At 59.7% G+C, this 14,095-nt stretch carries 11 protein-coding genes and 1 pseudogene; 5 read left to right on the plus strand and 7 right to left on the minus strand.

Annotated features, from left to right (window positions below; all coding sequences use genetic code 11):
• Positions 1-2: 2 nt before the first annotated feature.
• Together VC35_RS19435 and VC35_RS19440 are read right to left on the minus strand one after the other, a co-directional pair.
• Positions 3-203, minus strand: a complete 201-nt coding sequence (locus tag VC35_RS19435; protein ID WP_032829912.1) for a DUF1656 domain-containing protein — start codon at positions 201-203, stop codon at positions 3-5.
• Positions 193-2,328, minus strand: a complete 2,136-nt coding sequence (locus tag VC35_RS19440) for an FUSC family protein (RefSeq protein WP_046042035.1) — start codon at positions 2,326-2,328, stop codon at positions 193-195. Before VC35_RS19440 ends, VC35_RS19435 begins: the two co-directional genes overlap by 11 nt.
• A gap of 215 nt (positions 2,329-2,543) precedes the next feature.
• Here VC35_RS19440 and VC35_RS19445 point away from each other — a divergent pair, with 215 nt between their 5' ends.
• The 3 genes and pseudogenes from VC35_RS19445 to VC35_RS19450 all read left to right on the plus strand — a co-directional run bounded on the left by VC35_RS19445 (position 2,544) and on the right by VC35_RS19450 (position 5,547).
• A complete protein-coding gene (locus VC35_RS19445; RefSeq protein WP_046042036.1) occupies positions 2,544-3,599 on the plus strand; it encodes a tetratricopeptide repeat protein in 1,056 nt (351 codons plus the stop codon).
• A gap of 116 nt (positions 3,600-3,715) precedes the next feature.
• Positions 3,716-3,871 (plus strand): annotated as a pseudogene (locus VC35_RS29565) (ATPase domain-containing protein); the annotation flags it as partial.
• Positions 3,872-3,876: 5 nt separating this feature from the next.
• The gene (locus VC35_RS19450) at positions 3,877-5,547 is read left to right on the plus strand and encodes a response regulator (protein ID WP_080925341.1); all 1,671 of its coding nucleotides are present in this window, start codon (positions 3,877-3,879) and stop codon (positions 5,545-5,547) included.
• 4 nt (positions 5,548-5,551) lie between these two features.
• Here the strand turns inward: VC35_RS19450 and VC35_RS19455 are convergent, their stop codons facing one another.
• The 5 genes from VC35_RS19455 to VC35_RS19475 form a co-directional block, all read right to left on the minus strand.
• Entirely contained in the window at positions 5,552-5,929 is a 378-nt protein-coding gene (locus VC35_RS19455; protein ID WP_007970583.1) for a response regulator, read from the minus strand.
• A 77-nt stretch (positions 5,930-6,006) separates the two neighbouring features.
• Entirely contained in the window at positions 6,007-7,188 is a 1,182-nt protein-coding gene (locus VC35_RS19460) for a hybrid sensor histidine kinase/response regulator (protein WP_046042040.1), read from the minus strand.
• Positions 7,182-7,775 carry a chemotaxis protein CheB gene (locus VC35_RS19465; protein ID WP_046042041.1) on the minus strand — a complete coding sequence of 198 codons (594 nt, stop codon included), beginning with the start codon at positions 7,773-7,775 and terminating at the stop codon, positions 7,182-7,184. The genes VC35_RS19460 and VC35_RS19465 overlap by 7 nt, the downstream gene beginning before the upstream one ends.
• Complete coding sequence (locus VC35_RS19470) at positions 7,772-8,587, minus strand: CheR family methyltransferase (RefSeq protein ID WP_404942364.1); 816 nt, start codon at positions 8,585-8,587, stop codon at positions 7,772-7,774. The genes VC35_RS19465 and VC35_RS19470 overlap by 4 nt, the downstream gene beginning before the upstream one ends.
• 17 nt (positions 8,588-8,604) lie before the next feature.
• Entirely contained in the window at positions 8,605-12,093 is a 3,489-nt protein-coding gene (locus tag VC35_RS19475) for a response regulator (protein ID WP_046042043.1), read from the minus strand.
• A 259-nt stretch (positions 12,094-12,352) separates the two neighbouring features.
• Between VC35_RS19475 and VC35_RS19480 the strand changes: the two genes are divergently transcribed.
• Entirely contained in the window at positions 12,353-12,715 is a 363-nt protein-coding gene (locus tag VC35_RS19480) for a response regulator (RefSeq protein WP_046042127.1), read from the plus strand.
• Positions 12,716-12,789: 74 nt separating this feature from the next.
• Complete coding sequence (locus VC35_RS19485) at positions 12,790-14,088, plus strand: glycosyltransferase (protein WP_046042044.1); 1,299 nt, start codon at positions 12,790-12,792, stop codon at positions 14,086-14,088.
• The last annotated feature ends 7 nt before the right edge of the window (positions 14,089-14,095 follow it).

Consider the following 14,095-nt stretch of genomic DNA (forward strand, 5'->3'; position numbering starts at 1 on the left):
CATCAGGCTCCCATGACCAGAATCAGCGTGGCGCAGACGCAGGCGTACAGCGCGCCTTCGAACAACGCCTCGTGCCAGACGAACTGCAGCACGCCGAGGCGCCGCAACGTCCAGTCCAGCAGCAGGAAAATCGGCAAGCCCAGCAGCAGCGCCTGGGCAATCGGGGGCAGATAGGCACCACCCACTTCCAGATCAATGGGCAAGGACAGGGTCTCCTTCAAGGCCTGAGGGTTGAAAGTAGCCGCGATAGCGTTCGACGAACGAGACCACGATCAACAGCGCCACGCGCATGCGAAACACCGACCACAAGTGCTCATGGACATCGGTATGCAGGGCATCCAGGTCGTCGCCCAGGGTGTGAAGGCTATCAAGCACCAGCGCCACTTCGACCCCGGGCCGGCCGGCGACCAGCCTGCCTGTTTCCCGGACTGTCGAAAACAGGCGACTTTGCAGATCCGGGCTCAGCAGTGCGTTGTTCTGCCCCTGCTGTCTGAGCTGATTCAAGGCAATACCCAGTGCCATGCAGGCCAGGCTGACTTGAAACAGTTCGCGCGATTGTGGCTCCCGGGTCGCGGGCAGTAGCCCCAGCATCATGGTCAGGCGGTCAACCATGCGGCTCTCGAAGGCAAACTGCTGCTCATCGGTCGCCGAGGTTTTCAGCAAGGCGTACACCTGCTCGCCGTTCTCTTTGTGGAGCCGGCGCATGCGCAAATCCGGCATGTACGGAAAGATCAGCGCATAGACACTCAAGGCCAGTACGGTCGCGCAGGTATAGGCCCCGGCAAACTCGAACCACTGGATGGCGGTGTTTTGCCCGATCCCTACGTTCAACGGGCCAAGCAACAAAAACGTCGTGAGCCCCAGGCCAATGCCGGTACCTGTGGTGGGTGGGCTGGCCAATCCCACCGCTACGGCGTAGAGCAAGGGCACCAGCAGCAACGCAAGCATCTCGAAATTGCTGATCATCGGCACAAACAGAAACTGAAGGAGCGCCGAGGCCACCAGTGCCAGCCCGAATCCCCGGGCATAGCTTTGCACCGCCAGCAGCGGCCGGGGAAACGTCGACATCAGCGAGCACAGGATGCCCAACAGCACCATCCCGCCTCGGGCACCGTCCCAGCCGGTTTCGATCCAGATCAGACCGGCGATCAACAGTGCGGAAAAGGCCCGGATGGCGTTCATGGTCGCCAGGGTAAAGTCCAGGTGCAGCGGGTTTTCCCGCCCGCGATACACGCTGCTGGCCGGACGCCCGCTCTGGATGGCATCGCTCAATTCCAGAATCTGCTCAAGCTGCTGTAGCAGGCGCGCCTGTTCCCAGCGCAGCGACCAGGCCAGCGAGCGCAAGGTGGCCGGTAGCGGCTCGGTCAATTGTTCGGCCCTGTAGGCGAGCTCATCAAAGCGTTGTTGCAGCGAGGTGAAATGGTGGCGCTTTTCACTGGACAGCGAACGCCCCTCTTGCGCCAGCTCATCGAGAAAGGCCAGTTCTTCGGCGCGCAGCCGTTGAATCTCTTCAGGCAACTCGCCCTCCCAGCGCTCGGTCAACAGCAGCCGCTGGTGGCGCAAGGCAGTCAGCCGCGCGGTCAATAGCACCAGTTGGTTGCCCAGCAGTTGCACCAGACCGTTGGCACTGCGTAACCGTGGTGCATCGAAGTACATGTGTCGACGCACGCCCTCCAGGCCGCTGATCTGGCCCAGCAGCTGCATTTGCCGCTGTTGGAAGTCAGCCTCGCTCTCCTCTGTGCGGATGACGGCGCTGGCGTGGGTCGCCAGCAACCGGGTGATTTGATCGATCCTGGCGAAGTAATCCCGGGCCACGGCCTCTGGCCTGGCGGTGAGCAGGCTGACCACGCACACGCAGGCAACCGCCAGCAAGGTTTCGGTGAGGCGGGTCACCGCCAGTAAAAAGGTGCCGTCCTGATCGGGAATCGCCAGCAACGCGATGACCACGGCGGTGTAGCCACTGAGTACGAATGCCCCGGAACTGGTGTAGCGCAACAGCGTGCCACCGGCAGTGCACAGCGCCAGCCACAGGGCCAGGGTGGTGATGAACGGCAACGGTGCCTGGGGAAATATCGCCATGATTGCCACCGCTACGACGGCCCCCGTGGTGGTACCGATGACTTGGCCAAAACTGCGGGCCAGCACCATGCCGCCCAGTGGCTGGCTGATGATGACCACGGCCATGATCGACCACTTGGGCTGGTCCAGGTCGAACAGAAACGCCAGGTACAGGGTCAACAACCCGGCCGCGATGGTTCGCAGGGCAAACAGCAACACCCCGGGACCGGGGTTGAGCATGGCCTTGAAGTACTGCAACAACCCTTGCATGGGAACACTCGTCGAGACACCTCCAGCAAGCGTAGTCACTGCTGCGGGGCCTCGACAGGTTTTGCTGTCGACGCAGCTTGCAGGTCCATCGATAGTCGGCTGAAGGGCTGTTCAACCGTTTGAATCAAGCGTGAACGTCGTCAAGGTTTGACTCAAGGCCTGGCCTGACCGAAGCTGGCGCCTTTGCAAAAGCTTGCCAGCTTCCGGATTCCTGCATGCCCAAGTCCCGCCGCATTCTGTTTATCAGCCTCTTCGCCCTGCTCGTCATCGGTTTTGCGTGGTTTTCCCTGCGCGATACCACCCCGGTGGTTCCCGAAGCCATCCAGCATGGCTACAGCGAAGCGCTGGCGGCTGCCCGTGCCGGTCAACCGGGTGCCGCGCGGGTGCTCTATCAGCAATTGGCCCGTCCGGACCTGTCCCCCAAGCGTCGTATCTGGTTGCATGCCGAACTGCCCAACTACCCAAGCTCGGTGGCCCTGAAGCTGGCGGATGCCGACTTGCAGAACGAGTCGCCCGACGTACGTATCGCGGCGATCAGGAGCATCAGCGGCCTGGTCCCGAACGGCCAGCGCAGTCTGCTGCTGGGCCCATTGCTCGAAGACAGCGAACAAAGCGTGCGGCTGGAAGCCATCAACGCGCTGCTGGGGTTGTCCCCGGATGACCTGGGTTTGTATTTCGGGCCGCTGGAACAAGCCATCGATGCCTGGGAGCAAGTGCTCAGGAGCGAGCCACAAAGCGCTGAAAACCAATACCAGCTGGCCCGACTGCATTTGCACAACGCCGAACTCAAGGAAGCGCAACAGGCGCTGGACAACACCCTGCGCCTGGCGCCGGACAACCTGCCGGCGCTGGTGCTGCAAATCGAAGTGCTGGATAAACAGGGCCAAAACGACGCCGCCCGGCAACTGTTGGCCAGGCAACTGCAGGCACAGCCCAACTCCGCCTACCTGCAACATGCCCTGGGGCTCTGGCTGCTGCATCACGAGCAAAGCGAATTCGCCCTGCTCGGCCTGTCCAAGGCCGTCGAACTTGAGCCCAATAACCGCGATTACCGCTACGACCTGGCCACCACGTTGCACGGTGAGCAGGAGCTCGAAGCGGCGCAGAAACAGTTGCAGGAAGTCGTTCAGCGACATCCCAACGATCGCAAGGCTCGGGTGCTGCTGATCAATTACTGGAAGGAAAGCGGGCAGCTGCAAAACGTGCAGGTCCTGTTGGCCCAACTCGAACAGATGAACCCCGATGATCCGGCGTTGCAACAAGGGCTTTGACCCCGACTGAAATTTCGTTGAACCGTCGTCCTGGCCAGGGGTCAAGTGAAAAGGCAGCCTATTGCCATACGTCGCAATGGCAGCCTCGTTGACCTTGGCCATATGAGGACGCTTGTTTGTCTCTATCCAACGATTTGAACCGAGCCAAGGCCGCCACCGGTATCGAAGGTCTGGACGATATCCTCAACGGCGGATTGTCCCGTGGTCGTGTGTGTTTACCGGGAGGCGAGTTCCGCCAGGACGCCTTGTCCCATGGATGGCAACTGGACAATATCCCGTGAAGGCCGTACAAGCGCCACCCGAACGCGCCATCATCCTTGCACCGCGGGGGCGCGACGGCCAGATTGCCTTGATGATGCTCAAAAAAGCAGGGTTCCACGGGGTGATCCGTCACGATCTGCCGGGATTGTGCGCCGAAGTGGAGCACGGTGCCGGGCTGTTGCTGATCTCTTGCGAGGCACTGTTGGGCCGTGATCTCGAACCGCTGATCCGGCTGATTGAACAACAGCCCGCGTGGTCGGACCTGCCGATCGTGTTGATGACACACCATGGTGGCCCGCAACAGAACCCGGCATCATGCTTCGGCGCGCAATTGGGCAACGTCACCTTCCTTGAACGACCTTTTCACCCTGTCACACTGATCAGTCTGGTCAACACCGCCTTGCGCGGGCGTCGACGACAGTACGAAGCCAGGGATCGCCTGATTGACTTGAGCCAAAGCAAATTGCGCCTGCAAAACACCCTCGAAACCCTTGAACAGCAGGTGGAGGAGCGCACCGCGCAACTGCGCCACAACGAAGAAGTGCTGCGCCAGTCGCAGAAAATGGAAGCCGTCGGCCAGCTCACCGGCGGCATCGCACATGACTTCAACAACATGCTGACCGGCATCATCGGCAGCCTGGAGTTGTTGCGTCGACGTCTGGCCCGGGGGCGAACCGAAGACCTGGACAGCCTGATCGACCTGGGGGTGACGTCGGCCAACCGCGCGGCAGGCCTGACGCACCGCCTACTGGCGTTTTCCCGGCGCCAGTCGCTGGACTCCAAACCCGTGGAGATGAACAGCCTGGTGATCTCCATGGATGAACTGCTGCAACGCAGCATCAACGAAACCATTTGCCTGGACATGCAACTGGACGAACAGCTGTGGGTGGCCGAAGCCGACCCCAATCAACTGGAAAGCGCCCTGCTCAACCTGGTAATCAATGCCCGCGATGCCATGCCCGATGGCGGCAAGCTGCTGGTCTCGACCTCCAACCAGCACTTTGACGAGGACTTCACTCAAGGCCAGAGCAATCTCGATGCGGGTGACTACGTGGTACTCAGCGTCACCGACACCGGCTGTGGCATGCCGCAAAGCACCATCAACCGCGCCTTCGACCCCTTCTTCACCACCAAGCCCATCGGCCAGGGCACCGGGCTGGGGTTATCGATGATCTATGGTTTCAGCAAACAGTCTGGAGGTCACGTCGCCATCCACAGCGTCGTGGGCGAAGGCACCACGGTGAGCCTGTTTCTGCCACGTTTTGGTCGAGACCTGCCCCTGGATCATCCATTGGACGTCGAACATTCACCTTTCGCCAACAATGGCGAGACGGTGTTGATTGTCGAAGACGATCCGGCGGTGCGGGTGCTGGTCAGTACAGTGTTGAGCGATCTGGGTTATGCCTTCGTCGAGGCCTGTGATGGTGATAGCGCCGTGCCGATACTCGATTCGCCTCAGCGCATCGACCTGCTGATCAGCGATGTCGGCCTGCCCGGCATGAATGGCCGGCAACTGGCGGAAATCGGCCGACAACTGCGGCCCGACCTCAGGGTGCTGTTCATCACCGGCTACGCCGAACACGCCGCGGTGCGCGGCGGGTTCCTCGATCCGGGCATGCAGATGATCACCAAGCCGTTTACCTTCGACCTGTTGACGGCCAAGGTCAGGGAGATGATCAGGGTCTGAACGCTTACGAAAGCATGTCCTGCATCAATTCCTGCAATTTATCCAGATCGAAGGGTTTGTCCAGGATCGGCGCCTTGCGTGTGATCGGGCTGTCGGTTTCTCGGATTTCCTGGGCATAGCCGCTGATGAAAATCACCTTGAGTTCCGGTCGCAGCTTCACGGCGGGCTCGGCGATCTGCACGCCGGAGATTCCTCCGGGCAGGCGGAAGTCGGTGATCATCATGTCCAGGTGCGGTTTGCTCGCCAGGATCTCGAAAGCCTGTTCGCCGTTTTCGGCCTGCAACACGCGGTAACCTTCGCCCGACAGATAAGCGGACAGCACCATCAGAATCGAGGGGTCGTCCTCGACGACGAGTACTACATCTTGTGCATCTTCGCTCATGGGAAGCCTTTGTTCGGTCAATTGCTGCTGATACGACCGTGGGGTCGATCAGAGGTTGCGTTTACCTGGCTGTTTTCCTACAGCGGCAGACAAACGCGAAACAAGGCGCCTTCGCCAATCCTGCTCTGGACGGTAATAGTACCGCCATGGGCGGCCACAATCTGTTCTGAAATAAACAACCCCAGGCCCAGACCGGCGACGGCGTGTTTGGCCGATACCCGCTCGAACTGCTGGAAGATCCGCTTCTGATTTGCCTCGCTGATGCCGATCCCTTGATCCTGCACGTCCATCAGCGCCTGGCCACCTTCACTGTAGACCTTCACCGAGATCGGGCTCTTGGCTCCGTAGCGCAAGGCGTTGGTCAACAGGTTGGAAATGACCTGTTCAATACGAAACTCGTCCCAGTTTCCGATCACCGGTTGCGCGGCATCGAGCGAGACCGAGGCCTCGGCGGCGTCGATCTGCTGGGAAAAGTTGTGCAAAACGTCGTGAACCAGCGTCGAAAGGTCAACGCGCGTCGGACGGATCGACAACTTGCCGGTGCGAATGCGCGAGACATCGAGCATGTCTTCGATCAAGCGGATGAGGCTTTTGATCTGCCGCTCGTCGCGGTCGACCATCGCGTGCATCTTGTCCAGGGTAAACGCGGCGGCGTTGTCCCGGGCCAGGTGCATCTTGCGTAGCTGGGTTTCAAGGATCAGTCCGTTGAGCGGCGTGCGCACTTCGTGGGCGACGATGGACATGAAGTCATCGCGCATGCGCACCGCCTGCTCCAGTTCCAGTTGAGTACTTTGCAGTTGCTTGAGCAGGGTCTCCTGTTCGCGGCGACTTTGCTCAAGGGCCAGCACTTGCTCCTTCATCGCCTTGCTCTGGCGATACAGGTCGACGAACACACTGACCTTGCTCTTGACCGCCTGGATGTCCAGCGGCTTGTGCAGGAAGTCCACGGCTCCGCTTTCATAGCCCTTGAACGCGTAGTTCAGTTCACGCCCGGCGGCGCTGACGAAAACGATCGGGATGTTCCTGGTCTTTTCCGTGCCACGCATCAACTCGGCCAACTCGAAGCCATTCATGCCGGGCATCTGCACATCGAGGATGGCCAAGGCGAATTCGTGTTGCAACAACAGGGACAAGGCTTCGTCGGCGCAAAGGGCCTTGTAGACGATGCGGTCCTCACGCTTGATCAGTGCTTCGAGCGCCAGCAGATTCTCCGGTAGATCGTCCACGATCAGCAGTTTGGCCTTGATATTACTCAGCATGCGATTCGTTCCAGTTCGACAAGCAAACGGCCGATGCCACGTACAGGAAGTATGTGGTCCGGCTGGTGCATCTCCAGGGCGGCCTGGGGCATGGTGGCGACCTGAGCCTCTTGCGGGTCTTGCACGATGGTCAGGCCACCGCGCTGCTTGACCAGGGCCAGGCCGCGCGCGCCATCGCGGTTGGCGCCGGTGAGCAGTACCGCCGCCAGATTGGCGCCGTACGCATCGGCGGCCGATTCGAACAGGTAATCGATGGCGGGTCGCGAATGATGCACGCGAGGCTCCAGGCTCAGGGAAAAGCTGCGGTCCCGCTCCACCGACAGGTGATAACCGGGCGCGGCGAAATACAGTGTGCCGGCTTTGACCGGGGTCTTGTCGCACGCTTCCAGCACCGGCAGGGCAACCCGGCGAGAGAACACGTCCGCCAGCTGGCTGCGGCGCTCGTCCGGCATGTGCAGCACGACAATGATTGGCAGTGCGAAGCCTTCGCGCAGCGGGCCGAGGATGTTCAACAGCGCCTCGACGCCACCGGCGGAGGCACCGATCACGATCGCTTCGATCGCCGGCAACTTCGTTGCACTGTTCATGATTTTCGATAGATCCGTTCTTGTTTGACCAACGGTTCGAACTGATCGCCGAAGGCTGAGAAATCCGGGGTTTCCTTACTGCCCAGTACCAAAAAACCGCGATGGCAGAGGGACTCATGAAACAGTCCGAATGCCCGATCCTGAAGTTTTTTATTAAAGTAAATCAGTACGTTACGACATGAAATTAATTGAGTTTCGGAAAATACGCTGTCCGTTGCCAGGCTGTGATCGGCGAAGGTCACGTTCTCGCGCAGGGTCTTGTCGAAAATCGCGTACCCATAGGCCGCCGTATAGTAGTCGGCAAACGAACTCTGGCCACCGGCCTGCTGGTAATTAGCAGTGTAGGCGCGGACGTTCTCCATCGAGAAAATCCCTTGCTTGGCCTTTTCCAGCGAGCGCGGATTGATATCGGTGGCATAGATGATCGTGCGGTCCAGCAGGCCCTCTTCGCGCAACAGAATGGCCATCGAATACACCTCCTCACCGGTGCTGCATCCGGCGATCCAGACTTTGATCGAGGGGTAGGTTCGCAGCAGCGGCACCACTTCCTTGCGGATGGCCAGGAAGTGCGAGGGGTCGCGAAACATCTCGCTAACCGGAATGGTCAGCAACTGCAGCAGTTGCATGAACGCGGCGGGGTCGTGCAGGACCTTATCCTGCAATGCCGAGATGGTGTTGCACTCGAACTGGCTCAACGCATGGTTGACCCGGCGCTTGATCGAAGCGCCGGAGTAATCTCGAAAATCGTAGCTGTACTTGAGGTAGATCGCCTCGATCAACAACCGCAGTTCGATTTCGCTGTTTCGCTCCACTGAAAAACTGCCCTCCACTAGATCCGTTCCATCTTCGGTAACCACACGCGAATCAGCGAAAACAGGCGATCGAGATCGATGGGCTTGGCCAGGTAATCGTTGGCGCCGGCCTGCAGGCAGCGCTCCTGATCGTCCTTCATGGCCTTGGCCGTCACCGCGATGATCGGCAGCTTGCGCCAGCGCGGGTCCTTGCGGATTTCAACGGTGGCTTCAAAGCCATCCATTTCCGGCATCATCACGTCCATCAACACCAGATCGATGTCTTGCACCTCATTGAGTCGTTCAATCGCTTCGCGGCCGTTGCGGCCAATGACCACGACTGCGCCCTTATGCTCCAGGGCGCTGGTGAGGGCGAAAATGTTGCGCACATCGTCATCCACCAGCAGCACCTTGCGGCCTTCGAAGACCTTGTCGCGGCTGCGGGCGACCTTGAGCATCTTCTGCCGTTCATGGGACAACCGTGATTCGACTTTGTGCAGAAAAAGCGTCACCTCATCCAGCAACCGCTCTGGCGAGCGTGCGCCCTTGATGATGATCGAACGCGAATACTTGCGCAGTTCGGCCTCTTCATCCCGGGTCAGGTTGCGCCCGGTATAGACGATGACCGGCGGAAAGGAGCAGATGTCTTCGGTGGACATGCGCTTGAGCAAGTCATTGCCGAGCATGTCCGGCAACTTGAGGTCGATGATCATGCAATCGAAGACCGACGTGCGCAGCAGGTCCAGCGCCTCCTGAGCCAGGCCAACGGCGGTGATCTCGATGTCATCGTCGCCGATCAGGCGGGCAATGCTGTCGCGCTGCAAGTCGTCGTCCTCGACCAGCAGCACGCGCTTGACCTTCTGGGTCAACTTGGCCTCGAGGCGTGCAAACACGTCCTTGAGTTCCTCGCGGGTGGTCGGTTTGACCGCATAGCCAATGGCGCCCATGTGCATCGCCGCCTCGACCCGGTCTTCGACCGAAATCACATGCACCGGGATGTGCCGGGTTTCGGCGTGTTCCTTCAGGCGTTGCAGCACGGTCAGGCCGGAATGATCCGGCAGGCGCATGTCCAGCAGGATCGCATCGGGGATGAACGCCTTGGCCAGTTCGTAGCCTTCGTCGGCACCGTGGGCCACCAGGCATTGATAACCCAGTTCATGGGCCAGGTCGTAGAGGATGTGCGCAAAGTTCGCCTCGTCCTCCACCACCAGAATGCAGCGGGTGGTGAACGGCCCCTTGTTGCGATCGTCGTCGAAACGCGGAATGTCAACTTCGGCCACCAAAGGCGACAACGTAGGCGGCAATACACTCGGCGCTGCCGCAGGAGCGGCTCGCATCGGTTCGACAGGCACTTCGCCAGGTTCCACGTACTGCTGCGGCAAGACCAGGGTAAACACACTGCCCTGCCCCGGCGTGCTGGTCACACTGATGGAGCCGCCGAGCAAGGCCGCCAGGTCACGGGAAATCGACAAGCCCAGCCCGGTGCCGCCGTAACGCCGATTGGTGGTGCCATCGGCCTGACGGAACGCTTCGAAAATGCTTTCGTGCTGATCCACATCGATGCCGATTCCGGAATCGCGGATGCTGAACACGATGCCGTCATTCGGCGCCGTGGCGACGGACAGGCCGACGCTGCCGCTTTCAGTGAACTTCACGGCGTTGGACAACAGGTTCTTGAGCACTTGCTCCAGGCGCTGGCGGTCGGTGAACAGCATCAGCGGCGCACCGCCCTGCACATCCACCTGGAAATCCAGCTGCTTGTCCGTGGCCAATGGCTGGAACAGGCCGCGCAGGCCATCCACCAGCCGGGCGACGCTGGTGTTCTCTGGATGGATCTCCAGCTTGCCGGCCTCGACCTTGGAAATATCCAGAATGTCGTTGATCAGGTGGAGCAAGTCATTGCCGGCGGAGTAGATCGACTCGGCGAATTTGACCTGCTCGGCAGTGAGGTTTTCTTCCGGGTTTTCCGCCAGCAACTTGGCCAGGATCAACGAGCTGTTGAGCGGCGTACGCAACTCATGGGACATGTTGGCGAGGAATTCGGACTTGTACTTGCTCGAGCGCTGCAATTCTACTGCGCGATCTTCGAGCTGGATCTGGGCCTGATTGAGTTCGGTATTCTTCAGATCCATGGCGTCGCGTTGCTCGGCCAGTACTTCTGCCTGCTCGGCGAGTTGTTCGTTGGTCTGCTCCAGCTCCACCTGCTGGGTTTCCAGGTGAGCCTGGGACTCTTTGAGAATCCGCGACTGCTCTTCAAGCTCTTCGTTGGCGGTCTTGAGTTCTTCCTGCTGAACCTGCAATTCTTCGTTGAGTTGCTGGGTTTCGGCCAGTACCTCCTGCAAACGCTGGCGATAGCGTGCCGCCTCGATCGAGGTGCCGATGTTGCCGGCTATCAGCTCAAGCAATTCAACGTCACGGTCCGTCAGTGGACGCAGAAAGCCCAACTCGATCACGCCATTGATCCGCTCGTCGTCGCTGGTTGGCACCACCAGCACACTGCGGGGCAAACCGTCACCGAGGCCCGAGCTGACCTTGAAGTAATCCCCCGGGACCTCGTCCAGGCGAATCAGCCGTGCCTGCTGCGCCACCTGGCCGACAATGCCTTCGTCGCTGTAGATCTGCTGTTCACGATCCTCCTGCTCACGGGAAAAACCGTAGGTGGCGATGCGCCTGAGGCCGCCGTGGTCTTCGCGCACATAAATGGCCGCCACGGCGGTGCCCAGGTACTGCGCGCAGAATTGCAGGATGTTGCGACCCAGCATGCTCAGGCTCAATTGTCCCAGCACTTGCTCGGCCAGCTCGGTCTGGCCGTTGCGCAGCCAGGCCTGTTGCTCCAGGTGATGGGCGCTGGCCTGTTGGGCGGCAAGGTTGACGCTGTAGTTCTGCGACAGGGTCAACAAATCGCGGCGCCCGACATACGACAGCAACCCGCTGACCCCGGCTATGAACAACAGGTAGAGGCTGATGCTCGTGATCGTGGTGCGCCGCACTTCATCATTGCGCGATGCGCGCAACTGTTGCTCGGTGTCGATCACCGCCTCGAACTGCTTGCGAATTTCATCGGTCAGACGTTTGCCGCGTCCGGCCTTGACCACGGCGCGATAATCGCCGTTGCTGCGCTGCAAATCGATCATCGATTGCGCGTAGTTGGTCCACTCCTGCTGCAAGGCCTGCAACCGTAACAAGCGATCAGTCTGCACCGGATTGTCGGCGGTCAGTTCGAGCAAGGAGTTGAGTTCCACGGCGATGCGCGGCTTGGCGGTTTCGTAGGGATCGAGGAAGTGTTCTTCGCCACTGAGCAGGAAACCGCGCATCCCGGTTTCCAGGTCCACGGTCAACTTCACCGCTTCATTGGCGTTATTGATCACCCGGTCGGTGTGTTCCACCCACTGGATCGTCGACAACAAATAGGTGATCAGCGACACGAAGAACACGGCGCTGATGAGACCCAGACCCAACGGCAGGCTGATGTTGCGACTCAGGAGTTTACGAAATCGTTGCTCATCAACCGAGGACGCGGAGGTCATGGGGCAGGCCTTGTCGAACTGTCAGAATGCAAGGAGTTTGCCCCAAAACTGGCACATTGATCCAATTTTCTGACATGTTTGCGCGCAAGGTCCTACATTCCGCTGCTCCCGTTCCAGTGCACGGGTTATCCTTGCCTGACCTGCGCCGCCAATCCTTTTTCCAACGCATTGGGAACTTGTCGGGATCCGCCACTTGCTCATGCAAGAGGCCGGTGATTTCCAGCGCCCGGCAATGCCAATCTTTTTCGGGGACTCGACTATGTCATCCGCCAACGCCTCCACCATCCTCGTCGTCGAAGACGATGCCATCGTGCGCATGCTGATCGTCGACGTACTGGAAGAGCTGGAATTCAAGGTGCTGGAAGCCGATGGCAGCGAACAGGCGCTGGAGACGCTCAAGGACGTGAGCCAGCAAATTGACCTGATGATGACTGATGTTGGCCTGCCGGTCATGGACGGCCGCGAACTGGCCACCCTCGCCCGCACGTTACGCCCCGACCTGCCCATCCTGTTCGCCAGCGGTTATGCCGAAAACATCGAAGTGCCTGTCGACATGCACGTGATCGGCAAACCCTTCTCCATTGATCAGTTGCGCGACATGGTCAAAGGCATTCTCGGGTGACCCTGCGCTGTGCTGTGGTTTAATGCGCGGCTTTTTCGTCCCTGCCCTGTCTTCGCTTCAAGGAAATCCTGTACATGATTGAGCCCCGCGCAACCAAAGTCCTGGTCATTGGTTACGTCTGGCCCGAGCCCCGCTCTTCCGCGGCCAGCGGGCATGTCATGCAGATTCTCGAGGTTTTCCTGGAACATGGCTGGGACATCACGTTCAGCAGCCCGGCAGGCTTCGGCGAGCAACGCGCAGACCTGACAGCGTTGGGTATTCGCGAAGTCTCCATCGAGCTGAACAACAGCAGTTTCGACGCATTCATCAGCGAACTGGCGCCGGACATCGTGCTGTTCGATCAATTCATGATGGAGGAACAGTTCGGCTGGCGGGTCGAGAAGCATTGCCCCGATGCCTTGCGCGTGCTCGAAAGCTGCGACCTGCAAAGCCTCCGGCAGGGTCGGCATCAACGCCTCAAGGAGCGCTTGAAGGCCAGTGACGACAACAATGACTTCAGCGACCTGTTCGCCCCAGCGTCGCGCGACGAATTTGAACACATGGCCAATACCGATATGGCGAAGCGCGAAATCGCCTCATTTTATCGTTGTGATTTGACGCTGATGGTTTCCGAAGTGGAAATCGAATTGCTGGCCGAGCAGTTCCGGTTTCCCCGCTCCCTGTTGCACTGGTGCCCGTTGATGGTCGATGTTCCGACTCGTGCGCCGGTACCCTTTGAAGACCGGGCACACTTTCTACATATCGGTAACTTTCGCCATGCACCCAACTGGGATGCGGTGCTCTGGTTGAAAACCGCTATCTGGCCGCTGATTCGCGAGCAGATACCCGGCGCTCAATTGCATATCTATGGTGCCTACACACCACCCAAGGCGACTGCCCTGCATAACCCGGCCCAGGGTTTTCATGTCATGAACTGGGCAGAAGACGCCTTGCAAGTCATGTCGTCGGCGCGGGTTTGCATGGCGCCTCTGCGTTTTGGCGCGGGAATCAAAGGCAAGATTGTCGATGCGATGCTCTGTGGCACACCGAATGTGACGACGCCAGTCGGCGCCGAGGCGATGCATGGCGAAGAGGCATGGCCCGGTGCAGTGACCCGTTCGGCACGTGAGTTCGCCGATCATGCCGTGCAACTGCACAACGACAAGACTCGCTGGCAGGATGCCCAGGCGCACGGACAAACCCTGCTTGCCGGCCGCTACCGCAAATCCGTTCATGGCCCGGCCTTGATCCAGCGGCTGGTCGATTGCCAACGGGATATGGTCAACATCAGACGAGATAACTTTACCGGCAGCATGCTGCGTCATCACCAGCACAAGAGCACTCAATACATGGCGCAATGGATCGAGGCGAAAAACCGACTGAATCAGGAGTAGCTCGCCC

This window comes from Pseudomonas fluorescens (assembly GCF_000967965.1).
Lineage (GTDB): Bacteria > Pseudomonadota > Gammaproteobacteria > Pseudomonadales > Pseudomonadaceae > Aquipseudomonas > Aquipseudomonas grandcourensis.

Bases quoted from the DNA above. Each gene is read 5' to 3' on its own strand.
- VC35_RS19440 (WP_046042035.1), bottom strand. From the start codon at position 2,328: ATGCAAGGGTTGTTGCAGTACTTCAAGGCCATGCTCAACCCCGGTCCC.
- VC35_RS19445 (WP_046042036.1), top strand. From the start codon at position 2,544: ATGCCCAAGTCCCGCCGCATTCTGTTTATCAGCCTCTTCGCCCTGCTC.
- VC35_RS19465 (WP_046042041.1), bottom strand. From the start codon at position 7,775: ATGAACAGTGCAACGAAGTTGCCGGCGATCGAAGCGATCGTGATCGGT.
- VC35_RS19460 (WP_046042040.1), bottom strand. From the start codon at position 7,188: ATGCTGAGTAATATCAAGGCCAAACTGCTGATCGTGGACGATCTACCG.
- VC35_RS19475 (WP_046042043.1), bottom strand. From the start codon at position 12,093: ATGACCTCCGCGTCCTCGGTTGATGAGCAACGATTTCGTAAACTCCTG.
- VC35_RS19480 (WP_046042127.1), top strand. From the start codon at position 12,353: ATGTCATCCGCCAACGCCTCCACCATCCTCGTCGTCGAAGACGATGCC.
- VC35_RS19485 (WP_046042044.1), top strand. From the start codon at position 12,790: ATGATTGAGCCCCGCGCAACCAAAGTCCTGGTCATTGGTTACGTCTGG.
- VC35_RS19455 (WP_007970583.1), bottom strand. From the start codon at position 5,929: ATGAGCGAAGATGCACAAGATGTAGTACTCGTCGTCGAGGACGACCCC.